Raw genomic sequence first — 21,772 nt, forward strand, 5'->3', positions numbered from 1 at the left:
GGCCGTAGCGGCGTCGATCCTGGCAGGGTGCACTTCCCAGCCCGTCATGGGGTCCCCCCTGGCCCTTGAGGCCTTGGGGGAGTTTGAGGACGAGCGCCCTTCCAGCGCGAACGGGGTCTGGGGCGGAGCCCCAGGAGGGTGAGAGGGGAGCCTAATCCTGTTTTTCGCCGCTTGCGAAGCGGCTGATCACCAGCGCCACGATGATGATCGCCCCGTTCAGGAACTGGTTCCAGAGCGCCGGAACCCCGCCCAACGTCATCACGTTCACGACCAGTTGAAGGGTCAGAACCCCGGTCAGCGCACCGAAGAGCGTGCCCCGCCCGCCCTTCAGGCTGATGCCGCCGATCACCGCCGCCGCGAACACCTGGAAGATCCACCCGTTCCCCTGGTTCGCCGCGACCGAACCGTAGTGCCCCGTGTACAGAATCCCCGCGAACGCGGCGAGCAGGCCGCCGATCCCCAGCACGATCCACGTCACCCGGTCCACCCGGATGCCCGCCGCCCGCGCCGCCTCCGGGTTCCCCCCGATCGCGTACAGCGCCCGCCCGTGCCGCAGCCACGCCAGCGCCGCCCCGCCGATCGCGAAGAGCGCGAGGCAGATCCAGACCGCGGCGGGTACGCCGAGCCAGTCCGTCATGCCGAGGTAGCGGAAGGAGGGCGGCATGTCGATGATGGAGCGACCGCCGGTGATGCCGACGTGCAGGCCCCGCAGCATCGTCAGCATCCCGAGCGTCGCGATGAACCCGTTGACGTTGAGCTTCAGCATCAGGAAGCCGTTGAACGCCCCGATCGCGAGCCCGACCAGGAGGCACACCGGGATCGCCGTCCAGCCGGGCAGCAGGCCGACGCCCGAGAAGCGGCCGGCCGCGGCCGAGGACGGCAGGACCAGCCACATGGCGATGACCGGCGCGATGCCGATCGTCGACTCCAGGGACAGGTCCATGCGGCCGCAGATCAGGATCAGGGCCTGGCCGAGCACCAGCAGGCTCAGTTCGGAGGACTGCTGGATGACGCTGATCAGGTTGTCCGAGGTGAGGAACACCGGCGAGACGATGAAGCCGATGACCATCAGGACGAGGATCACGGGCACGAGGGAGAAGTCGCTCCAGCGGATGTGGGCGAGGCGCCCCAGGGCGCTGGTGTCCCGCATTCCGGCCGGCGCCCCGGTCGCCGTATCGGTCGCCGTATCGGTCATGGCCGCTCCCCCGTACCGTCCGCGTCCGCCGTGCCGTCCATGCCCTGTACACCTTCCATCGCCGCGACCAACTCGCCGTCGGTCCACCCGCTGTCGTACTCCGCGACGACCCGCCCGTGGAACAGCGCGAGCACCCGGTCGCACACCCTGAGGTCGTCGAGTTCGTCGGAGATGATCACCGCCGCGCTGCCGTCGTCGGCCACCTGCCGCACCACACCGAGGAGCGCGTCCTTGGACTTCACGTCCACGCCCGCCGTGGGTCGTACCGCGACGAGGGCCACCGGTCCGCGGGCCAGCGCGCGGGCCACCACGACTTTCTGCTGGTTGCCGCCCGACAGGCCCGACACGGGCTGTTCGGGGCCCTGCGTCCGGATGTCGAGCGAGCCGATCATCGAGCGCGCGAACTCCCTTGTCCTGGAAGGGAGTACGGTCCCCCAGGGCCCCAGCTGATCGGTGACGGTGAGCGTCGCGTTCTCGGCGACCGAGCGGTTCGGGACCAGGCCCTGGCGGTGCCGGTCCTCCGGGATGTAGCCGATGCCCGCGTCCAGGGCGTGCGGCACGCTGCCCGGTTTCACCACCCGGCCGTGCACGGTGACCCGGCCGGCGGTGGCCCGGCGCATCCCGGCCAGCGTCTCGCCGAGAGCCGTGTTCCCGCTGGCCGCGGCTCCGGCGACGCCGAGCACCTCGCCTGGGCGCACCGCGAGATCGAGCGCCTCGAACTCCCCGTCGAGCGCGAGCCCTTCGGTGCGCAGGACCGGCTCCGAAGCCCTTGCGGGACCGGCGGCCGCACGCCAGGAGGGGCCGGCCGCGCCCGGCCGCTCGCCCGTCATCGCCGCGACCAGTTCGTCCTTGGGCAGGTCGGCGACGGCGGCCGTGAGGACCTGGCGGGCGTCGCGGTAGACGGTGACCGCGGTGCACAGGTCGTACACCTCCTGGAGGTGGTGCGAGATGAACAGGAACGCGACGCCCTGCGACTGGAGTTCGCGGAGCTTGGTGAACAGGCGCTGGATGCCGCGGGCGTCGAGCTGCGCGGTCGGCTCGTCCAGGACGATCAGTCGGGCGCCGAACGACAGGGCGCGGGCGATCTCGACGAACTGCCTCTGTTCCACGGGGAGTTGACCTGCGCGGGCGTCCGGGTCGACGTTCACTCCGTACTCCGCGAGGAGGTCCGCGGCGCGGCGGCGCAGTCGGCTCCAGCGGATGCGTTCGCCCTCGAAGCGGTTCAGGAAGAGGTTCTCGGCGACGGTCAGGTCCGGTACGACCATGGACTTCTGGTAGACGCAGGCGACCTTGGACTGCCAGCCGGCCCGGTCGCCGAAGGCCGGTGCGGGCGCGCCGCCGAACGAGACGGTGCCGGCGTCCGGCCGGTGCAGCCCCGTGACCACGCCGACGAGGGTGGACTTTCCGGCGCCGTTGCGGCCGACGAGCGCGTGCGATTCGCCGGGGCGCACGGTCAGGCCGACGCCGTCGAGGGCGAGTGTGGGCCCGAAGCGTTTGACGATGCCGTGGGCGTGCAGGGCGGGTCCGGGTGCCATGGCTAGCTCTTCTTCCGCAGCTGGTTCGCCCAGAGCGAGGCGTCGTCGACGTTGGCCTTGGTGACAAGGGGGGCGGGCAGCTGGTCCTCGTAGCCGTTGGGGATCTTGATGATGGTGGAGCCGTGGTCGGTCGGGCCCGCCTTGAACGTCTTTCCGTCCAGGGCCGCCTTCGCGTAGAACAGCGCGTACTTGGCGTAGAGGTCGGCGGGCTGGGAAACGGTCGCGTCGATCTTTCCGGCCTTGATCGCGTCGAACTCCTCGGGGATGCCGTCGTTGGAGACGATGGTGATGTGGCCCGCGGTGCCCGGCGGCTTCAGCAGGCCCTTCTGCTGGAGCAGGGCCAGCGTCGGCTGGAGGAAGACGCCGCCGGCCTGCATGTAGATGCCGTTCAGGCCCGGATGGGCGGCGAGCGTGGACTGGAGCTTGGCGGAGGCCACGTCGCCCTTCCAGTCGGTGGCCAGCTCGTGGACCTTGATGCCGGGGTAGCCCTTGTCCATGCAGGACTTGAAGGCCTCCGAGCGGTCGCGGCCGTTGATGGAGCTCAAGTCGCCCTGGAATTCGGCGACTTCACCCTTCCCCTTGAGCTGCTCCCCCAGGTATTTGCAGGCCTTCTCGCCGTACGCCTTGTTGTCGGCCCGCACCACCATGTAGACGTCGCCCTTGTCCGGGCGGGTGTCCACGCTGATCACCGGGATTCCCCGCTGGCTCAGGCTCTGAAGGGTGGAGGCGATCGCGCCGGTGTCCTGCGGGGCCATGACCACGGCCTTGGCTCCCTGGTCGGTGAAGGCGGTGACGTCGGCGACCAGCTTGCCCACGTCGTTCTGGGAGTTGGCGAGCGGCAGCGCGGAGACCTCGCCGGACTTGACACCCTGCTCGATGTACTGCTGGTAGGAGTTCCAGAAGTCGCCGTCGCTGCGCGGCAGGTCGATGCCGACCTTCTGCGAGCCCGTACCGCCGCCGGACTCGCGGTTGCAGCCGGTGAGCAACGCGAGGGCGACAAGTGCGGTGCAGGCGGCGGTTGTCGTACGCACTCTCATGGTCCCGTCCTTGGTGGAGTTGCGGCTCAGGTACTCGGTCGCAGGCGGAGGCCCTGCATGCCGCCGTCGACCGCGAGCGCCGTGCCGGTGACGGCTGCCGCCGCCGGGCTCGCGAGGTAGGCGATCGCGGCGGCGACCTCGGCCGCCGAGACGAGGCGGCCCATCGGCTGGCGGGCCTGGAGGGCGGCCCGCTCGGCCTCCGGGTCGTCCGCCCGGTCGAGCAGCCGGGCGACCCAAGGGGTGTCCGCCGTGCCGGGGTTGACGCAGTTGACCCGCACCCCCTCGCGCACATGGTCGGCGGCCATGGCCAGGGTGAGGGAGAGGACCGCGCCCTTGGCCGCGCTGTACAGGGCGCGCTGCGGCAACCCGGCGGTGGCCGCGATGGAGCAGGTCTGGGTGAGGGACGCGCGGCCGGGCCGCTCCCCGGCCGCGCGCCGCAGATGGGGCAGCGTGTGCCGGGCGACCCGGACCATGCCGAGGACGTTGACGTCCAGGACCCGGCGCCATTCGGCGTCGTCGTTGTCCTCGACGGTGCCGACGGCTCCGATGCCCGCGTTGGAGACGACGGTGTGCAGGGCACCGAGTTCCCGGGCGGCCCGGGCGACCGCGTCCCGTACACCCGCGTCGTCGGTGACGTCGGCCTCCAGGGCGAGGGTGCCGGGCGGGGCGCCCTTGATGTTCCGGTCGAGTACGGCGACGCGGGCACCCCGCTCCATGAGGAGTTCGGCGACGGCGGCGCCGATGCCCGAGGCGCCGCCCGTGACAAGGGCAGCCATGTCCTCGAAGTCCCTTGCGCTGCTCATGAGTTGACCTCCTGGGCCGGGCGGCGGGCCAGCCACTGCGGGCCGTCCGGGTAGCGGTAGGCGGCGATGGTCGCGGGGTGCATGCGGGCGGAGAAGCCGGGGGCGGTCGGGGCGCGGTAGCGGCCGGCCTCGACGACGGCGGGCGCGGCGAAGTGCTCGTGGAGGTGGTCGACGTACTCGATGACCCGGTCCTCACGGCTGCCGGAGACGGCGACGAAGTCGAACATGGCGAGATGCTGGACGAGTTCGCACAGGCCCACCCCGCCCGCGTGCGGGCAGACGGGCACGCCGTACTTGGCGGCGAGCAGCAGGATCGCCAGGTTCTCGTTCACCCCGGCGACCCGGGCCGCGTCGATCTGCACGAAGTCGACCGCGCCCGCCTGGAGGAGTTGCTTGAACACGACCCGGTTGGCGACGTGTTCGCCGGTGGCGACCTTCACCGGCTGCCCGGCCCGCACGGCGGCGTGGCCGAGGATGTCGTCGGGGCTGGTCGGCTCCTCGATCCAGTGCGGCTGGTACGGGGCGAGCGCGGCCATCCAGCGGATCGCTTCGGGGACGTCCCAGCGCTGGTTGGCGTCCACGGCGATGCGGATGCCGGGGCCGACGGCCGCGCGGGCCAGGCCGAGCCTGCGGACGTCGTCGTCGAGGTCGGCGCCGACCTTCAGCTTGATCTGGACGAAGCCGTCGGCGACGGCCTCCTTGGCGAGGCGGACCAGCTTGTCGTCGTCGTAGCCGAGCCAGCCGGGCGAGGTGGTGTAGGCGGGGTAGCCCTCGGCACGCAGGAGCCGGGCGCGTTCGGCGCGGCCGGGTTCGGCGGCGCGCAGGAGGGCGAGCGCCTCATCCCGGGTCAGTACGTCGGTGAGGTAGCGGAAGTCGACGAGCGAGACGAGGTCCTCGGGCGACATCGAGGCGAGGAACTCCCACACGGGCAGGCCCGCCGTGGTCGCCGCCAGGTCCCAGGAGGCGTTGACGACGGCGCCCGCCGCCATGTGCATGACCCCCTTCTCCGGCCCCAGCCACCGGAGTTGGGAGTCGTGGGTGAGGTCGTGGTGCAGGGCCGCAAGGTCGGCCGCGGTGGCCGGTGCCGGGCGGCCGACGACGTAGGGCCGCAGCGCCTCGATGGCGGCGGCGGTCACCTCGTTGCCGCGGCCGATGGTGAAGACGAAGCCGTGGCCCTCGTGGCCGTCGTCGGTGCGCAGCACCACATAGGCGGCCGAGTAGTCGGGGTCGGGGTTCATGGCGTCCGAGCCGTCGAGCTGTTCCGAGGTGGGAAAGCGGATGTCGTGTACCTCGAACCCTGTGACGCTCGGCCTCATGCACGCCCCCTGGATGAACACGTGGATCTACCCGTGGCACTACCCGTGGATCTCCGCCGGAATGAACCGATGAATCACTGAACGAACGTCCGCAGGAACCTTTACGGGAACATCCGTCTGGACATCGGATCTCTTCCGGTCATCCGATGTATATCCCCGCCCGAGCACCAGCGTCCAGGGTCGTGCACGAATTTGCGCCGCACAGCTCGGATGAATCACCATCCGAATGCGGTGCTGCCCCGCCCGAGGCCCCTTCATTCCCGTGTCACCCCCGATGCCGGAGGGCCGTGCACGGGGGCTGCGGATGGGTAGGTCTGAAGCCGTAAGGTTGGGACGTACGCAAGGGAACTTCTGAGGGAGGCACTGGGTGATCGAGCTGGAGGGCGTTCCCGAGCTGGTCGACCCGGTCATGATCGCCGCGTTCGAGGGCTGGAACGACGCGGGCGACGCCGCCTCCTCCGCGGTCGCGCACCTGGACGGGGCATGGAAGGGCGAGGTCTTCGCGGCGCTGGACGCGGAGGACTACTACGACTTCCAGGTCAACCGGCCCACCGTGTGGCTGGACGGCGGAGTCCGCAAGATCACATGGCCCACCACCCGGCTCTCCGTGGTCCGGGTCGGCGGCGACAAGCCGCGCGACCTGGTGCTGGTGCGCGGCATCGAACCGTCGATGCGCTGGCGCTCGTTCTGCAACGAGATCCTGGGCTTCGCCCATGAGCTGGGCGTGGAGATGGTGGTGATCCTGGGCGCGCTGCTCGGCGACACCCCGCACACCCGGCCGGTGCCGGTCAGCGGCGTGACCTCCGACCCGGACCTGGCGCGCACCATGGATCTGGAGGAGACCCGGTACGAGGGCCCCACGGGCATCGTCGGCATCCTCCAGGAGGCCTGCACACATGCGGGAGTTCCCGCGGTCAGCCTGTGGGCCGCGGTGCCGCACTACGTGTCCCAGCCGCCGAACCCCAAGGCCACGCTCGCCCTGCTCAACCGCCTGGAAGACCTGATCGACCTCAGGATCCCGCTCGGCGAACTCGCCGAGGACGCCCGGGCCTGGCAGCTCGGCGTCGACCAACTGGCCGCCGAGGACAGCGAGGTGGCCGAGTACGTCCAGACGCTGGAGGAGGCGCGGGACACCGCGGATCTGCCCGAGGCGTCCGGCGAGGCGATCGCCCGCGAATTCGAGCGCTATCTGCGTCGGCGCGACGGCGGGCCGGGCCCCGGCCAGGCCACGGCGGGCGGCCCCGCCACCGAGGCCGACGGGTCCTATCTGCGGGACACCTCCAGCGGGCGCACCCGGCCGCCGAAGCCCCCGAAGAAGGAGGACCCCGGCGAGGAGTCCCCCGAGGAGTAGCCCTCGGGGCCGGGCCCCGGTTCGCGTTGCGGCGCCTCCCCTCGCGCGGGAAGGTCGAAGGACCAGTGCCTTCGGGAGGTGTCGTACGTCATGGCCATCGCCACGGTGAATCCGGCTACCGGTGAGACGCTCAAGAGCTTCGGTGCCATGGGGCCCGAGGAGGTGGAGCGCCGCCTCGCCACGGCCGAGGCCGCCTTCGCCGACTACCGCACGACCGGCTTCGAGGAGCGGACGCGGCTCGTGCTGCGGGCCGCCGACCTGCTCGACGGCGACCGGGACGACATCGCGCGCACCATGACCCTGGAGATGGGCAAGCCCGTCGCGGCAGCGCGGGCCGAGGCGGCGAAGTGCGCGAAGGCGATGCGCTGGTACGCCGAGCACGCGGCAGCGCTGCTCGCCGACGAGGAGCCCGCGCAGGACGACGTCCAGGACTCCGGCGCCGCGCGGGCCCGGGTCCACTACCGGCCGCTCGGCGTGGTCCTCGCCGTGATGCCGTGGAACTTCCCGCTCTGGCAGGTCGTACGGTTCGCGGCGCCCGCGCTGATGGCGGGCAACGTCGGCCTGCTCAAGCACGCCTCGAACGTGCCCCAGACCGCGCTGTACCTGGAGGACCTGTTCCGCCGGGCGGGCTTCCCCGACGGCTGCTTCCAGACCCTGCTCATCGGCTCCGACGGGGTCGAGAAGGTGCTGCGCGACCGGCGGGTGGCGGCTGCGACGCTGACCGGCAGCGAGCCGGCGGGCCGCTCGGTCGCGGCGATCTGCGGCGACGAGATCAAGAAGACCGTGCTCGAACTCGGCGGCAGCGACCCTTATCTGGTCCTCCCCTCCGCCGATGTGGAGCGGGCCGCGCGGACCGCGGTGACCGCCCGGGTGCAGAACAACGGCCAGTCCTGCATCGCCGCCAAGCGCTTCATCGTCCACACGGACGTCTACGACGCGTTCGCCGAGCAATTCACGTCGGGAATGCGGGAGTTGAAGGTCGGCGACCCGCTCCTGGAGGACACGAACGTCGGCCCGCTGGCCAGCGAGCAGGGCCGGACCGACCTGGAGGAGCTCGTCGACGACGCCGTACGCAAGGGAGCGACCGCCCTGTGCGGCGGAAGCCGCCCCGAGGGGAGCGACCGGGGCTGGTTCTACCTGCCCACCGTGCTCGCCGGCATCACCGCGGACATGCGGATCCACCAGGAGGAGACCTTCGGTCCGGTCGCCACCCTGTACCGGGTGCGGGACCTCGACGAGGCGCTGTCGGTCGCCAACGACACCCCGTTCGGCCTCAGTTCGAACGTCTGGACGCGTGACAGCGCCGAGGTCGACCGGTGCGTACGGGACCTCCAGGCGGGCGGGGTGTTCTTCAACGGGATGACCGCCTCGCACCCGGCCTTCCCGTTCGGAGGTGTGAAGCGCTCCGGCTACGGCCGCGAGCTCTCCGGCCACGGCATCCGCGAGTTCTGCAACGTGACGACGGTGTGGCACGCCGCGGAGCCTTCGGATTCCTGACCGCCCCTCCCTCAACTGACCGGTCTCCAGGGGCAGTTGGAACAGGCCGCGCCCCGGCCCCGCCGTCGTCGTAAACCGGAAAGCGGGCCGGGGCCGTCACACCGGCGCCCGGACGCGTATCCGGCCACCCCGCACAGACACGTCAACTTCCCTGTCACACAGGCCGCTCGCGCCCCACCGGGAGACCCCAACCTCCGCCGTGTTTGGCCTAATTGCGGCGTGACATCGGTTTCCGGTCCAAATGCACGGGGTGCCCATTCAGCTTGATTTCAAACTTTGTTCGCGCAAGCGGGGTTTACGTTCCGGCGCTGCGGTAGCAAGGTGTGTCCCCGTAGGCACGCCAAGCACAGCACCCGAGGGGAGCGGCGGAAGCGATGACCGATCGGATTCACCCGGGCCAGGGCCCCGGAACGGCGGGGCCAGGACCCGATGGAGCTGGATTCACCTATCACGGAGCCGAGCCGGAACTGATCGTCGTCGCGCGGGCCGAGGCCCGGTTGCGCGTCGGCGCTGAGGGTGTCCGCTCGGCTTCCGGAGCCGACACCTCGGCTCTCTCGATGTTCCTCAACGATGAACAGATCGCCCTGGAGCCGCTGTTCGGCCGCGAGGAGCGACTGGCGCAGGTCCCGCGGGGCGCTTCCCGCGAGGCACTCCCGGACCTGTCCCTCTACTACCGCGTACGCGGTGCGGGCGAGCGGGCCACGGAGCTGAGCGCACGGCTCGCCGCACTGCCCGAGGTCGAGACGGCCTATGTGAAGCCGGGCGCCGTGCCCGCCTCGCTGACGGGCCGCGACGAGGAGACGATCAAGCGGCTGAAGGAGGGCGCCCCCGCGACGCCCGACTACACCGGCCGGCAGGGCTATCTGAACCCCGCGCCCGAGGGCGTCGACGCCTACTGGGCGTGGCTGCGGCCGGGCGGCTCCGGCGAGGGCGTCACCGTCATCGACGTCGAGGGCGCCTGGCAGCTGGGCCACGAGGACCTGGCGGACAAGCTCGCCGGGATCGTGGTCGGCAACCCGGTGCAGGACGTGGCGTGGCGCAACCACGGCACGGCCGTCCTCGGGGTCATCGGCGGCGACCGGGACGACAAGGGCGTCACCGGGATCGCCCCGGAGGCGGTCACGGCGGCCGCCTCGTTCCAGGGCATCGGCACGGCGGCGGCGATCCATGCCGCGGCCGAGCGGCTCTCGCCCGGTGACATCGTCCTGATCGAACTGCACCGCCCGGGGCCGAGGTTCGACTTCCAGGACCGTGACGACCAGGAGGGCTACATCCCGATCGAGTGGTGGCCGGACGACTTCGCGGCCATCCGCTGGGCGACCGCGAAGGGCGTCCTGGTGGTGGCGGCCGGCGGCAACGGCGCCGAGAGCCTGGACGACGCGCTGTACGAGCGGCGCCCCGAGGGGTTCCCGCAGGACTGGCGCAACCCGTTCAACCCGTCCAACCAGTCCTCGGGCGCGGTCCTGGTGGGCGCGGGCGCCCCGCCTCCCGGCACCCACGGCCGCGACCACGGCCCGGACCGCTCGCGGCTCGCGTTCTCCAACTACGGCGCCCGCATGGACGCCCAGGGCTGGGGCCGCGAGACCACCACGACCGGAGGATTCTGGGACCGGGCGGGCGACCTCCAGGGCGGTGCCGAGGAGATCGCCTGGTACACGGACACATTCTCCGGGACGTCGTCGGCCTCGCCCATCGTGGTCGGTGCCCTCGCCTCGCTGCAGGGCATGCTGAAGGCCGCCGGGCAGGACCCGATGACGCCGGAGCGGGCCCGTACGATCCTGCGGTCGACCGGTTCGCCGCAGCAGGACGCGCCGGGCAGGCCCGCCTCCCAGCGCATCGGCAACCGGCCCGACATCAAGGCCGCGGTGACCCGTCTGATGCCCTCGACGGTCGGCACCGGCCAGGCCGAACGGTACTGGGACGAACTGATCCCGTACCCCCATGAACTGCCCCCGAGGCTCCGGCTGTTCGTGGCCGGGGCATGGCGCAACCTGAACAATCCCGCGCCCGAACTCCGCCAGGCGGTGCACTCCGCCTTCGCGGCCGGACGGCCGGACATACGCGTCTGGTTCTCGGACGACGAGGTCGTCGGCCTGGTGGTCGCCGGCTGAGTCCCAGGGACACCGGGCAGCCAACGGAACTCACAAAAGGGAAGGTGACACCCGCATGAGCACCACCCCGCAGATGAGCCAGCAGCACCAGCAGCAGTACGGTCAGCAGATGGGCCAGCAGGGCCCCAGCACGTCCCCGCCGCAGGGCTTCGGCCAGCAGCAGGGCTACGGCCAGCAGGGGTTCACCCCGCAGTACGGCCAGCAGCAGCAACTGCCGCCGCAGATCCAGCAGCAGCTCCAGCAGCTCGGCCAGCAGCAGCCCTACCAGCAGCTGCTCCAGCAGATGGGCGGCCAGCAGGGTCAGCAGTCCATCGGCCAGCCGCTCGTGCTGCCTGCCGCGGTCAACAGCGCCGCCCTGGTCAGCGGCATCGCCACGAAGTTCTGGGACGTCGTGACCCCGCTCCCCGGCCAGCCGTCGATCCTGTACTTGTTCATCGACGGCAACTGGCGCCAGCTGGCGAACCCCAACCCCGTCACGCATGACGAGGTCCAGGAAGCCTTCGCGTTCGGGCAGCAGGTCATCGGGTTCTACGACAACACCAACAGCGTCATCCAGGCGATCGTGGTGAACAAGCAGTAGCGCCAACTCCCGCACAGAGGGCGCCGGGTGGGAATGTTCCCGCCCGGCGCCCGCCTGTGCTCAAAGCCTGTGCTCAGGGCCTGTACTCAGAGCCTGTACTCAGAGCCTGTGCTCAGAGGGCGACACCGAGGAGGGCGTCGACCGTGCGGGAGACGAGACCGGGGGCGGCCTCGTCCGTGCCGCCGTCGGCGTCCTGGCGCTCGGCCCAGCGGTCGACCGCGGCGAGGGCGGCGGGCGCGTCCAGGTCATGGGCGAGAGCCTCGCGCACCTCCTCGACCAGGGCGTCCGCGGAGGGGCCGTCCGGCCGCGACACGGCGGCCCGCCAGCGCCCGAGGCGCTCGACGGCGTCCTGGAGCACCTGGTCGGTCCACTCCCAGTCGGCCCGGTAGTGGTGGGAGAGCAGGGCCAGTCGGATGGCGGCCGGGTCGACGCCGTCGCGCCGCAGCTTCGACACGAACACCAGGTTGCCCTTGGACTTGGACATCTTCTCGCCGTCCAGGGCGACCATGCCGGCGTGCACGTACGCCTTGGCGAAGGGGTACTCGCCGGTCAGCGCCTGGGCGTGGGACGCGCCCATCTCGTGGTGCGGGAAGACCAGGTCGGAGCCCCCGCCCTGCACGTCGAAGCCCATGCCGAGGTGGTCGAGGGCGATGGCGACGCACTCGATGTGCCAGCCGGGGCGGCCGCGCCCGAGGGAGGCGCCGTCCCAGCTCGGCTCGCCCTCGCGGGCGGCCATCCACAGCATCGGGTCGAGCGGGTTCTTCTTGCCGGGCCGCTCGGGGTCGCCGCCGCGCTCGGCGGACAGCGCCCGCATGAACTCGGCGTCGTAGTGCGAGACTCCGCCGAAGTGCGGGTCGCTCTCGACGGAGAAGTAGATGTCCCCTTCGAGCTCGTACGCCGCGCCCGCGTCCCGCAGCCGCTCGACGAGCGGGACGATCCCGGGTATCGCCTCGACCGCGCCGATGTAGTGCTGCGGGGGGAGCAGCCGCAGGGCGGTCATGTCCTCGCGGAACAGCGCGGTCTCGCCCTCGGCGAGCTCCACCCAGTCCTTGCCGTCGCGGATGGCTCGCTCCAGCAAGGGGTCGTCCACATCCGTCACGTTCTGGACGTAGTGAACCTGCCGCTTGGTGTCGAGCCACACGCGCTGAACGAGGTCGAACGCGTTGTAGGTCGCCGCGTGACCCATGTGGGTCGCGTCGTACGGGGTGATCCCGCAGACGTAGATACGGGCGACGGGACCGGGGTCGAGGGAGACCAGACCGCCGGTCGCGGTGTCGTGGATCCGGAGGTCGCGGCCCTTGCCGGGCAGGGCGGGGACCTCAGAAGCGGGCCAGGCATGCATGTCTTGAGCGTAACCGGACGCACGTTCCGGATACGAACCGGATCCCGGTGTTGGCCGAATAGGCCCTCTTGCGCCGCCAGGACCAGGGGTGCTAGGTCCCCACCCCGGGACAGCTCAGACCGGTGGCCATGGAATGGCCGGCCACTCCCCCGAAGGGGTGGGGTGGACCCCTGTGGACAGCAGCGCCGCCACCCGCGCCCGCACGGCCTCCAGCTCCGCCTCCGTGATCAGCGAGCCCAGCCGGACGGCGAGCGGCTCCAGGGGTCGAAGGGCCTCGGCCAGGCCCTTCAAGGCGCCCACCGCCTCCGAGGTGAGCGGCTCGCCCGCCCACCCCCACAGCAGCGTCCGCAACTTGTCGTCCACGTTGAACGTGACCCCGTGATCGATCCCGTACAGCCGCCCGTCGGGCGCGGGCAGCAGATGCCCGCCCTTGCGGTCCCCGTTGTTGATCACCGCGTCGAGCACGGCGAGGCGCCGCAACCGGTCGTCGTCCGCGTGCACGAGCAGTGCGGTGCGGCCCTCGCCGACCTCCGCGAGCGCGACCGCCTTCCAGCCCTCGGCGGGCTCCTCGTCCTCGACGAGCGCGAGCAGCCCGGAGTCGCCCTCGACCGGCTCGATCCACAGCTGGACCATGCCTTCGCCGTAGGGCCCGTCACGCAGCACGGTGGGCGGCACGAGGTCCCAGCCGGTCGCCTGCGACACCTCGTACGCGGCGACCTCGCGCTGGGCGAGCGTGCCGTCGGGGAAGTCCCACAGCGGCCGCTCCCCCGCGACGGGCTTGTAGACGCACTCCGCGCTGTCGTCCCCGTACGCGACGGAGCAGTAGAGGACGGCGTTGGACGCCTCGCGGATCCGCCCGAGGACGGTGAGCTCGCCTTTGGTGAGGAGCTCGGCGGAGGTCAGGCTCCGCGGCGGTATCCGTTCTGGCGCGGGCATACGTGTCCTTCCGGGTCGAGCGGCAGGCTGCACAGCGGGCACGGCGGCCGGCCCGCGTTCACGACGTCCAGGGCCCGCTTGGCGAAGGCCCGGGCCTGGGCTCCGGTCAGGCGCACCCGCAGCATCGGCGGGCCGTTCTCCTCGTCCTGGAGCATCCGCTCCTCGGCCTCGGCGAGGTCGTCCTCGGTGTCCGCGTCGAGCTCGACCAGGGCCTGCGCCTCGATGATCATGCGTTGCTCGTCGCCGTCCCAGGCCAGTGCCATGGTGCCGACCCGGAACTCCTCCTCGACGGGCGAGTCGAGCGGCGCGGTGTCCGTGACGTCGGGCGGGGCCACGGCGGGCACAGGAGCGTTTCCTCCGGTCCTGCGCACGACCTCGTCGAGCAGCTCGTCGATCCGCTCGGCTAGCGCGGCGACCTGGGTCTTCTCCAGGGCGACGCTGGTGGTGCGGCTGCCCGCGGACGCCTGGAGGAAGAACGTACGGCGCCCGGGCAGCCCGACCGTGCCGGCCACGAAACGGTCCGGCGGGTCGTAGAAGAACACCTGACGGGACACGTTCTGGTCTCCCTAGTTCGGAGTTGGAGCAGCGGTTTTCGGCGCGTCCACCCTACTGCGCGCGGCGATCACGGTGCTCCCGCACCGCCACCGACCTCGGCCTGTTCGTCCGGGGCCTTCTCGCGCGGGGCCAGCGAGGCGAGGTCGCCGGTGTCCCCGAGGCGTACGAGGAAGGGCCGCAGGCGGGTGTAGCGGATGACGGTGAGGGAACACGGTTCCACCGAGATGCGCTGGAAGAGGTCGAGATGCATGCCGAGGGCGTCCGCCACGATCGACTTGATGATGTCGCCGTGCGAGCACATCGCGTACACCGCGTCGGGGCCGTGCTCGGTCTCGATCCGGGTGTTCCAGTCCCGTACGGCCTCGACCGCCCGGGCCTGCATGGCGCGCATCGACTCGCCGCCGGGGAAGGCCGCGTTGGAGGGGTGCTGCTGCACGACCTCCATCAGCGGTTCGGTGGAGAGCTCGGAGAGCTTGCGGCCCGACCAGTCGCCGTAGTGGCACTCGCCGATCAGGTCCTCGGGGTGCAGCGGCAGTCCGGGGCGGGCGTCCAGGAGCGGCTGCACGGTCTCGCGGCAGCGCTCCAGCGGGCTGGTGACGACGGCGGCGAGCGGCACGGAGGCGAGCCGGGCGGGCAGGGCGGCGGCCTGGGCGCGGCCGCGCTCGTCGAGGGCGACACCCGGCGTCCAGCCGGCCAGCACCCCCGCCGTGTTGGCGGTGGAACGTCCGTGGCGTACGAGGATCAGCGTGGCCATGCCCGCCAGCCTAGGCGCCCGGCGGCCCCCGGGTGCGGGCGGCTCCCGATCAAGGGACAATGCCCGCAATGATCGTCGACTGTGCCATCTACCGCGAGGGGCGCCGCACCGACGGCCCGAGGGATTTCTCGAAGGCCCTCGACCAGGCGCGCGCCATCGGTGACAGCTTCCTGTGGCTGGGTCTCTACGAGCCCACGGAGCAGGAGTTCGACCTGGTCAGCACCGAGTTCGGACTGCACAGGCTGGCCGTGGAGGATGCCCTGAAGGCGCATCAGCGACCGAAGTTGGAGGTCTACGACGACTCGCTGTTCATGGTCCTGAAGCCGGTCGTGTACGAGCCGCACAGCGACACCGTGACCTCCGGCGAGCTGATGCTCTTCGTGGGCGACTGCTTCGTGGTGAGCGTCCGGCACGGCGAGGGCGCCCCGCTCAAGGCGGTGCGGCGCAGGCTGGAGGCCGAGCCGGAGCTCCTCAAGCACGGGCCGACGACGGTCCTGTACGCGGTGAGCGACGCGGTCGTCGACCACTACACGGACGTGGCGGCGGAGCTCCAGACCGACCTGGAGGAGCTGGAGGCGCAGATCTTCTCGCCGACGGGCGGCGGCGACACGAAGAACACCGCGTCGCGGATCTACACCTTCAAGCGGCAGCTCCTGGAGTTCCGCCGGGCGACCGGCCCGCTCGCGCAGCCCGTGCAGCGGCTCGCGAGCGCGGGCGTGCCGTTCGTGAACGCCAGGTCGCAGCCGTTCTTCCGCGATGTGGACGACCACCTGATGAAGACCAACGAGGCGGTGGAGGGCCTGGACCGGCTGCTCTCCGACATCCTCTCGGCCCATCTCGCCCAGGTGAGCGTCCGCCAGAACGACGACATGCGGAAGATCTCGGCGTGGGCGGCGATGGCGGCGGTTCCCACGATGCTGGCCGGCGTCTACGGCATGAACTTCGACCACATGCCGGAACTCCACTGGGCGTGGAGCTATCCGGCGCTGATCCTGCTGATGGCGGTCCTGGAGTTCGGCCTGTACCGCCTGTTCAAGCGGCGGGGCTGGATGTAGCTACGCGAATCCGGGCGCGGGGACGGCCGGGCCGCCCAGCGCGTCGCGCCGCTCGGGCATGGTGAGGCTGACCATCCGCCGCCATCCGCCGAGCCGTTCGTAGGCGTACACCGCGTGGATGCCCGCCGCGAGGACCGCCGCCTTGGCGCGCGGCCAGTCGAGGATCCTCCCCATGTGGGCCATCACGGCGAGGCTGACGTCGCGGTACACCCGGATCTCGGCGAGCGCGCACTCGCGCAGTACGCGCTGGATGGTGGGGCCGTGTCCGGCGCGGGCCAGGCGCAGCAACTCCTCGTGGCAGTACGCCAGATGGTTGTCCTCGTCGTCGGAGATCATCCGCACCGCCCGGCCGATGCCGGGGTCCGCGCCGAAGTGTCTGCGCAGCAGCTCCATCTGTTCGGAGGCGCGCTGCTCGGTGACCCGGCTGTGGGCGAGGTAGACGACGACGTCCCGTTCGGTGAGCGGCACCACGCCCCGGAGCTGCTCGTGGCCGAGGCCGATGCCGCGCTGTTCGAGCAGCATCGTGTAGTCGGTGTCGGGCGGTACGTCGACCGGGGTCAGCCCGCGTTTCTTCATCAGCGCGTTGAAGATCCGCCCGTGCTTGTCCTCGTCGGCGCCGTGCCGGGCGACCTTGGGGGCGAGGGCACGGCACGCGTCGGGCAGGAGGGTGGCGATCCGGCCGTTCTCCCAGCCGCCCTGGGACTCGCCGCTGGCCGCGATGGAGCAGAAGAGCCGGAACGACTCGTCGTTGTCGAGGATCTCCTGGAACAGGCTCTTGGCCGAGAGCATCGCCGTACCTCCGGGGTGCGCACCATGACCATGCGAAACCGAGTCAAATGCGGCATACGACCGGCGGCAACAGGGGTCCGGTACCACTGGGCCGAACGAAGGAATGTGCGGTGCCCACACCGCCGTAACCGGGCGGTGTGTCCGGGCGTTGTCAGACGTGACGGCCGTGGCGGGGAAGACCCCCGAGCCCCCACCACGGCCGCGGTGACCATCTCCTTGCCCCCCACCACGGCCGCGGTGACATCTCCTTGGACGATCCGCTCTCAGGCGAGGCCCCCGCGCTCCAGCGCCTCGGTGCCCGCGCGCAGCGAGGCGAGCCGCTCGTCGAGTGTGAAGCCGGCCGGGGCCAGGGTCAGCGTGGTGACGCCGGCGGCGGCGTACGCCTGCATCCGGTCGGCGATCCGCTCGACCGAGCCGAGCAGCGTGGTCGAGTCGATGAGCTGCTGCGGGACCGCGGCCCCCGCGCCCGCCTTGTCGCCGGACAGGTACTTGTCCTGGATCTCGGCGGCTTCCTTCTCGTAACCCATGCGCTGCGCGAGCTGGTTGTAGAAGTTCTGCTTGCGGCTGCCCATGCCGCCGACGTACAGCGCGGTGTACGGGCGGAACGTGTCGGCGAGGGCGGGGACGTCCGCGTCGGCGCCGAGCGAGATCGGCAGCGTCGGGCAGACGTCGAAGCCGTCCATCGTCAGGCCGGCCTTCTCACGGCCCGCGCGGATGTGGGAGATCGCGGTGGCCTCGATGTGCTCGGCGGCCGGGAAGATCAGCAGTGCGCCGTCGGCGATCTCGCCGGTCTGCTCCAGGTTCTTGGGGCCGATGGCGGCGATGTAGAGCGGGATGTGCTCGCGCTCGGGGTGCACGGTCAGCTTGATGGGCTTGCCGGGGCCGCCAGGCAGCGGCAGCGTCCAGTGCTCGCCCTCATAGGAGAGGCGCTCGCGCGTCATCGCCTTGCGGACGATCTCGACGTACTCCCGCGTGCGGGCGAGCGGCTTGTCGAACTTGACGCCGTACCAGCCCTCGGAGACCTGCGGTCCCGAGACGCCGAGGCCCAGGCGGAAGCGGCCGCCGGACAGCGAGTCGAGGGTGGCGGCCGTCATCGCGGTCATGGCGGGCTGGCGGGCCGGGATCTGGAGGATCGCGGAGCCGACGTCGATGCGCTCGGTCTGCGCGGCGACCCAGGCGAGGACGGTGGGCGCGTCGGAGCCGTAGGCCTCGGCCGCCCAGCAGACGTCGTAGCCGAGCTTGTCCGCCTCCTTGGCGACGGCGAGGTTGTCGCCGTCCATTCCCGCGCCCCAGTAGCCGAGGTTGATGCCGAGCCGCATGGCCGATCCCCTTACTCGTCGGGACGCGTACGCACGCGCCCACTCCCGCGTCTTACTCATGAGTAACGTTCCTGTGTCGGGGACTCTAGCGCGCGTGGACCCGATGCGGCAGGGCAGAGTTGTCCACAGGCTCTCTCCCCGTGGGCCCCTGGCCAGTAATCTCAGCGCCCATGGAGCAGAGGCATCTCGGCCGCACGGGCCTGCGCGTATCCCGGATCGGGCTCGGCACCCTGACATGGGGCCGGGACGTCGGCGAGCAGGACGCCGCCGAACTCCTGAAGGCGTTCTGGGAGGCGGGCGGCACCCTCATCGACACGGCGGACGTGTATGGCGGCGGGGACGCGGAGTACCTCCTGGGGCAGTTGGTGGAGCGGCTCGCGCCGCGCAGGGACCTGGTCATCGCGACCAAGGCGGGCAGCGTGCCCGACCCCGACCGGCGCTTCGACGGCTCGCGCGGCCATCTGCTGAGCGCCCTCGACGCCTCCCTGGAGCGGCTCGGGACCGACTATGTGGACCTCTGGCAGGTGCATGCCTTCGATGGCGGTACGCCCCTGGAGGAGACCCTCCAGGCGCTCGACATCGCGGTCAGCAGCGGACGGGCTCGCTACGCGGGGATCTCCAACTTCAGCGGCTGGCAGCTCGCCAAGGCCGCGACCTGGCAACTCGCCGCGCCCGGGGTACGCACGCGGCTCGCGAGCACCCAGATGGAGTACTCGCTGCTCCAGCGCGGAGTGGAGCGCGAGGTCCTTCCGGCCGCCCTGGACCTGGGGGTCGGCCTGCTGCCCTCGTCGCCGCTCGGCCGGGGCGTGCTGACGGGGAAGTACCGGCACGGGACGCCGACGGACTCGCGCGGCGCGTCGGAGGGGCTCTCGGCGTTCGTCGCGCCCTATCTCGACGACGCGGCCGGCCGGATCGTCGAGGCCCTCTCCATAGCGGCGGACGGACTCGCCGCGACACCGCTTCAGGTGGCGCTGGCCTGGGTGAGGGACCGGCCGGGAGTGGTGGCGCCGATCGTCGGCGCGCGCAACGCGCAGCAGCTCACGGCCGCATTGTCAGTGGAGGCCCTTAGTCTTCCTGACGAGATCTGCCAGGCGCTCGACGACGTGTCGGCGCCCGTGCACCGCTATCCCGATCAGGACTGGAGCACGCTGTGACTGCGCTTCCCCAGGGCTCGGCCCCTGGATCCACGGCCGACGAATCCGCCGCGGCGGAGGTGGCGCCCGAGCCCGCGAAGGCGACCGCCGACGCGGCGGCCGACGCCGTCGGCGACCCCGCTGTGGATGGCGCGGAAGCCGCGGCCGCGGACGGCCCCGGGACGACGACCGCCGCCGAGCCCGAGCCGACCCCCGGCGGCGACTCCGAGACGACCGGCTCTCTCGCCCAAGTGGCCGAGCCTGCCGAGGAGTCCGCGGCCACGGACGCCCAGGGTTCCGAGGGCGCGGAGGGCGAGACCGGGACCGCTGACGCAAGCACCGAAGAGTCCCAGCCCGCCGACGGGTCGGAGACCGCCGATACCGAGGGTGCCGAGGGCGAGGCCGGGACCACCGCCGCTTCCGGGGCCACCGACGCCCAGGCGCCCGAGCTCTCCGAGGCCGCGGCCGAGCTCGCGGCCCAGCGGGAGCTGCGGGCCAGGATCGAGCGGCGCAAGGCGGAGAAGGAGGCGCCGATCCCGGCCGGCACCAAGCTGAGCGGCCGGGCGGCCGATCTCCTCGCTGCCGTACGGGCCGTGGAGAGCGGCGAGAAGTCGGGAGCCGCGTTCTTCGGCGGCCCGGCCCCGGCCCCCCGCAAGCCCGCCCCCGCCCAGCAGGCCGCTCCGGTACGCCCCCGGGCGCCCGAGCCCGCCCAGGCACCCGCCACTTCGGCCGAGGCCCTCGCCTCCGTACGTGACGTGCTGACCCGGGGTGGCGCGCCCGAGGCGCTGGCCGCCCAGGTCACCGGCGTCCTCGGGGAGCAGGCGGCCGAGCGGCTCGGCGCGGACCCCTGGCAGCTCCTCGGGGTGCCCGGGGTGCGGCCCGAGCAGGCCGACGGCTTCGCCCGGGCCCTGCTCGGCGCCGAGTGCCGGCCGGACGACGAGCGCAGGGCGGCCGCGCTGGTCGGCTGGATCCTGGAGCGGGCCGCCGTGCAGGGGCACACCGCGCTGGCCGCCGACGACGTGCGCAAGGCCCTGGCCGCGCGGTCCGTCCCCGACCCGGACGAGGCGGTGCAGCAGGCCGTCGCCGAGGGCGTGGTGCTGGTCTTCCAGGACGGCCTGGCGGACGAGCCGGAGCCCTCCGAGGATGCCGAAGGCGCCGAGTCGGCGGCGGAACCCGCCGAGCCGGTCGAGGTGCTGCTCGGGCTCGACCGGTACGCCCTGGCCGAGGAGAGCCTGGCCGACGGGCTTGCCCGGCTGCTCAACTCGCCGGTGCGGGACGACGGTTCGGTGTGGCCGGAGGGCGGCGAGCTGGTCCGCGCGGTGGCGGGCAGCGGCCTGGTGGCGCACACCGGCGGCGAGGCCGCGCGCGCCGAGTCGGCGGCGGTGGTGACGGCGGCCGCGGCGGCCGGACTGCGTGCCGCGGGCGCCGCGCACACCGCGGACGGGAAGCTCCGCCTGGCCCAACTGACCGGCCCGCTGGCCGCGTTCACGGTCGCGGGCCTGCTGTCGGGCGACGGCCCGGGCCGGGACGCGGACGGGGCGCTCGCCCTCGACGTCCTGGTGGTGCAGGACGCGACACAGCTCGACGTGGAGACCGCGGCGATGCTGGTGGAGTCGCTGCCCGACGGCTGCCGTCTCGTACTGAGCGGGGACCCCGGGGTGCTCGGCCCGGCGGGCGCGGGCCTGGTCTTCCACGACGTGCTCGCCGCCCGGGTCTGCCCCGTGGTGGCGTCAAGGCTGCCCGACCCCGGGCCGGTCGGCGAGCTGGTCTCGGGCATCGGCATCGGCGAGCTGAACCAGGTCGAGGCGCCCGGCAAGGAAGTCGTGATCGTCCCGGTGCGGGACGCGGGCGAGGCCGTCCACCGCTGTGTGCAGCTCCTCGCCGACTCGATCCCCCGGGCGATCGGCATCCCGCCGGAGCAGACGCAGGTGATCACGGTGGGCCACGGCGGCTCGGCGGGCACCCGCGCGCTGAACGCGGCGCTGAAGCAGCGCCTCAACCCCGGCCCCGGCCGCTTCGGCGGCTTCGACCCGGCCGACAAGGTGGCGTACGCCCAGGCCCCGGGCCGTACGGCGATCGGCACGGTCGTCGGGGCGGACGCGGAGGGCCTGCGGCTCGACTGCGCCGGCACCCCCGTCCTCGTACCGAAGGAGCGGGTCGAGTCCGCGCTGCGGCACGGCTGGGCGCTGACCGCGCACCAGGCGGTCGGGATGCGCTGGCCCGCGGTGGTCGCGGTGCTGCCGGGTGACGCGGCGCAGGGGCTCAACCGGGCGTGGGTCTATACGGCGTTCGGTCGCGCGGAGCGGCACCTGTCCGTCGTCCACGGCGTGGACCAGGCACTCCCCCGCGCCGTCGCGGAGATCCTCCCGGCACCGCGCACGACCCGCCTGACCCCGCTCCTGCACGGCCTTCTGAAGACCGCGGAGTAGTACGCCGCCCACGGCAGAGGCCGCGCACCCCGCTC

At 72.0% G+C, this 21,772-nt stretch carries 18 protein-coding genes; 7 read left to right on the forward strand and 11 right to left on the reverse strand.

The annotated features are described in order from the left end of the window. Window positions 1-151 precede the first annotated feature (151 nt). From ACWC2B_RS21420 to ACWC2B_RS21440, 5 genes are read right to left on the reverse strand one after another with little or no spacing between them, the layout of a single operon-like run. Complete coding sequence (locus ACWC2B_RS21420) at window positions 152-1,150, reverse strand: ABC transporter permease (protein WP_450718933.1); 999 nt, start codon at window positions 1,148-1,150, stop codon at window positions 152-154. Window positions 1,151-1,191: 41 nt separating this feature from the next. Beyond that, the gene (locus tag ACWC2B_RS21425) at window positions 1,192-2,730 is read right to left on the reverse strand and encodes a sugar ABC transporter ATP-binding protein (protein ID WP_450718813.1); all 1,539 of its coding nucleotides are present in this window, start codon (window positions 2,728-2,730) and stop codon (window positions 1,192-1,194) included. Window positions 2,731-2,732: 2 nt separating this feature from the next. Continuing rightward, complete coding sequence (locus tag ACWC2B_RS21430; protein ID WP_450718815.1) at window positions 2,733-3,767, reverse strand: sugar ABC transporter substrate-binding protein; 1,035 nt, start codon at window positions 3,765-3,767, stop codon at window positions 2,733-2,735. Window positions 3,768-3,793: 26 nt separating this feature from the next. Continuing rightward, window positions 3,794-4,570 (reverse strand): SDR family NAD(P)-dependent oxidoreductase, encoded by a 777-nt coding sequence (locus ACWC2B_RS21435; protein ID WP_450718817.1) that lies wholly within the window; start codon window positions 4,568-4,570, stop codon window positions 3,794-3,796. Then, window positions 4,567-5,886 (reverse strand): enolase C-terminal domain-like protein, encoded by a 1,320-nt coding sequence (locus tag ACWC2B_RS21440; RefSeq protein WP_450718819.1) that lies wholly within the window; start codon window positions 5,884-5,886, stop codon window positions 4,567-4,569. Before ACWC2B_RS21440 ends, ACWC2B_RS21435 begins: the two co-directional genes overlap by 4 nt. Before the next feature lie 367 nt (window positions 5,887-6,253). Between ACWC2B_RS21440 and ACWC2B_RS21445 the strand changes: the two genes are divergently transcribed. The 4 genes from ACWC2B_RS21445 to ACWC2B_RS21460 all read left to right on the forward strand — a co-directional run bounded on the left by ACWC2B_RS21445 (window position 6,254) and on the right by ACWC2B_RS21460 (window position 11,425). Continuing rightward, window positions 6,254-7,237: a PAC2 family protein gene (locus tag ACWC2B_RS21445; protein WP_450718821.1), complete on the forward strand. Its 984-nt coding sequence runs from the start codon at window positions 6,254-6,256 to the stop codon at window positions 7,235-7,237. A gap of 90 nt (window positions 7,238-7,327) precedes the next feature. Continuing rightward, window positions 7,328-8,734, forward strand: coding sequence for an NADP-dependent succinic semialdehyde dehydrogenase (locus tag ACWC2B_RS21450; RefSeq protein WP_450718823.1), 1,407 nt, complete (start codon window positions 7,328-7,330; stop codon window positions 8,732-8,734). Window positions 8,735-9,108: 374 nt separating this feature from the next. After that, window positions 9,109-10,845 (forward strand): S8 family peptidase, encoded by a 1,737-nt coding sequence (locus tag ACWC2B_RS21455; protein ID WP_450718825.1) that lies wholly within the window; start codon window positions 9,109-9,111, stop codon window positions 10,843-10,845. Between the two features lie 55 nt (window positions 10,846-10,900). Continuing rightward, window positions 10,901-11,425, forward strand: coding sequence for a hypothetical protein (locus ACWC2B_RS21460; RefSeq protein ID WP_450718827.1), 525 nt, complete (start codon window positions 10,901-10,903; stop codon window positions 11,423-11,425). Window positions 11,426-11,537: 112 nt separating this feature from the next. On the opposite strand, the gene mshC is transcribed toward ACWC2B_RS21460, so the two are convergent. The 4 genes from mshC to ACWC2B_RS21480 form a co-directional block, all read right to left on the reverse strand. Beyond that, window positions 11,538-12,767, reverse strand: coding sequence for a cysteine--1-D-myo-inosityl 2-amino-2-deoxy-alpha-D-glucopyranoside ligase (gene mshC / locus ACWC2B_RS21465; protein ID WP_450718829.1), 1,230 nt, complete (start codon window positions 12,765-12,767; stop codon window positions 11,538-11,540). A 114-nt stretch (window positions 12,768-12,881) separates the two neighbouring features. After that, window positions 12,882-13,703, reverse strand: coding sequence for an SCO1664 family protein (locus ACWC2B_RS21470; RefSeq protein WP_450718831.1), 822 nt, complete (start codon window positions 13,701-13,703; stop codon window positions 12,882-12,884). Next, complete coding sequence (locus ACWC2B_RS21475) at window positions 13,667-14,257, reverse strand: DUF3090 domain-containing protein (protein ID WP_344375820.1); 591 nt, start codon at window positions 14,255-14,257, stop codon at window positions 13,667-13,669. The genes ACWC2B_RS21470 and ACWC2B_RS21475 overlap by 37 nt, the downstream gene beginning before the upstream one ends. Window positions 14,258-14,325: 68 nt before the next feature. Beyond that, on the reverse strand, window positions 14,326-15,012 hold the full coding sequence (locus tag ACWC2B_RS21480) for a histidine phosphatase family protein (protein ID WP_450718833.1): 687 nt from the start codon (window positions 15,010-15,012) through the stop codon (window positions 14,326-14,328). Between the two features lie 59 nt (window positions 15,013-15,071). On the opposite strand from ACWC2B_RS21480, the gene corA reads away from it, so the two are divergent. Further along, a complete protein-coding gene (gene corA / locus ACWC2B_RS21485; protein ID WP_450718835.1) occupies window positions 15,072-16,067 on the forward strand; it encodes a magnesium/cobalt transporter CorA in 996 nt (331 codons plus the stop codon). On the opposite strand, the gene ACWC2B_RS21490 is transcribed toward corA, so the two are convergent. Further along, window positions 16,068-16,856, reverse strand: coding sequence for a ferritin-like domain-containing protein (locus tag ACWC2B_RS21490; protein ID WP_450718837.1), 789 nt, complete (start codon window positions 16,854-16,856; stop codon window positions 16,068-16,070). It abuts the gene before it with no gap. Window positions 16,857-17,119: 263 nt separating this feature from the next. After that, window positions 17,120-18,175, reverse strand: coding sequence for an LLM class F420-dependent oxidoreductase (locus ACWC2B_RS21495; RefSeq protein WP_450718935.1), 1,056 nt, complete (start codon window positions 18,173-18,175; stop codon window positions 17,120-17,122). 170 nt (window positions 18,176-18,345) lie between these two features. On the opposite strand from ACWC2B_RS21495, the gene ACWC2B_RS21500 reads away from it, so the two are divergent. Then, complete coding sequence (locus ACWC2B_RS21500; protein ID WP_450718839.1) at window positions 18,346-19,329, forward strand: aldo/keto reductase; 984 nt, start codon at window positions 18,346-18,348, stop codon at window positions 19,327-19,329. Further along, complete coding sequence (locus ACWC2B_RS21505) at window positions 19,326-21,737, forward strand: helix-hairpin-helix domain-containing protein (protein ID WP_450718841.1); 2,412 nt, start codon at window positions 19,326-19,328, stop codon at window positions 21,735-21,737. Before ACWC2B_RS21500 ends, ACWC2B_RS21505 begins: the two co-directional genes overlap by 4 nt. Window positions 21,738-21,772: the final 35 nt, after the last annotated feature.

This window comes from Streptomyces sp. NPDC001415 (assembly GCF_053597395.1).

What these genes read in the sequence shown, in the direction of transcription:
- ACWC2B_RS21450 (WP_450718823.1), top strand. Translation starts at nt 7,328, where the DNA reads ATGGCCATCGCCACGGTGAATCCGGCTACCGGTGAGACGCTCAAGAGC.
- ACWC2B_RS21460 (WP_450718827.1), top strand. Translation starts at nt 10,901, where the DNA reads ATGAGCACCACCCCGCAGATGAGCCAGCAGCACCAGCAGCAGTACGGT.
- corA (WP_450718835.1), top strand. Translation starts at nt 15,072, where the DNA reads ATGCCCGCAATGATCGTCGACTGTGCCATCTACCGCGAGGGGCGCCGC.
- ACWC2B_RS21480 (WP_450718833.1), bottom strand. Translation starts at nt 15,012, where the DNA reads ATGGCCACGCTGATCCTCGTACGCCACGGACGTTCCACCGCCAACACG.
- ACWC2B_RS21430 (WP_450718815.1), bottom strand. Translation starts at nt 3,767, where the DNA reads ATGAGAGTGCGTACGACAACCGCCGCCTGCACCGCACTTGTCGCCCTC.
- ACWC2B_RS21435 (WP_450718817.1), bottom strand. Translation starts at nt 4,570, where the DNA reads ATGAGCAGCGCAAGGGACTTCGAGGACATGGCTGCCCTTGTCACGGGC.
- ACWC2B_RS21500 (WP_450718839.1), top strand. Translation starts at nt 18,346, where the DNA reads ATGGAGCAGAGGCATCTCGGCCGCACGGGCCTGCGCGTATCCCGGATC.
- ACWC2B_RS21440 (WP_450718819.1), bottom strand. Translation starts at nt 5,886, where the DNA reads ATGAGGCCGAGCGTCACAGGGTTCGAGGTACACGACATCCGCTTTCCC.
- mshC (WP_450718829.1), bottom strand. Translation starts at nt 12,767, where the DNA reads ATGCATGCCTGGCCCGCTTCTGAGGTCCCCGCCCTGCCCGGCAAGGGC.
- ACWC2B_RS21470 (WP_450718831.1), bottom strand. Translation starts at nt 13,703, where the DNA reads ATGCCCGCGCCAGAACGGATACCGCCGCGGAGCCTGACCTCCGCCGAG.
- ACWC2B_RS21455 (WP_450718825.1), top strand. Translation starts at nt 9,109, where the DNA reads ATGACCGATCGGATTCACCCGGGCCAGGGCCCCGGAACGGCGGGGCCA.
- ACWC2B_RS21425 (WP_450718813.1), bottom strand. Translation starts at nt 2,730, where the DNA reads ATGGCACCCGGACCCGCCCTGCACGCCCACGGCATCGTCAAACGCTTC.
- ACWC2B_RS21490 (WP_450718837.1), bottom strand. Translation starts at nt 16,856, where the DNA reads ATGCTCTCGGCCAAGAGCCTGTTCCAGGAGATCCTCGACAACGACGAG.
- ACWC2B_RS21420 (WP_450718933.1), bottom strand. Translation starts at nt 1,150, where the DNA reads ATGCGGGACACCAGCGCCCTGGGGCGCCTCGCCCACATCCGCTGGAGC.
- ACWC2B_RS21495 (WP_450718935.1), bottom strand. Translation starts at nt 18,175, where the DNA reads ATGCGGCTCGGCATCAACCTCGGCTACTGGGGCGCGGGAATGGACGGC.